The sequence below is a fragment of the Pseudomonas sp. AC083 genome, from assembly GCF_979253165.1.
On record NZ_CEEDDH010000329.1, the window covers coordinates 1 to 238 of the forward strand.

Annotated in this window: 1 protein-coding gene; it reads right to left on the bottom strand. The window is 73.5% G+C overall.

Translation table 11 applies throughout. From position 1 onward, the window contains the following. A partial coding sequence (locus AC0IXA_RS28095) for an MFS transporter (RefSeq protein ID WP_471815010.1) occupies positions 1–238 on the bottom strand: 238 nt, incomplete at both ends.

Consider the following 238-nt stretch of genomic DNA (forward strand, 5'->3'; position numbering starts at 1 on the left):
GGCCAGACCGGCGGCGACGCCGGCCACGAAGCGGGCCACCATGGTCACCGTGTAGTCGCCGGAGACGGCGGTGACCGTGTTGGCCACCGCGAAGCCCGCCATCGCCGTCAGCAGCAGTCGCTTCCGCCGCCAGGCGGCGGTCGCGGCGGCCAGCGGGATCGCCGTCAGCGCGGTGCCGATCGCGTAGATGGTGACCGTCTGGCCGGTCGCGGACTCGCTCACGTTCAGGTCGCTGCTC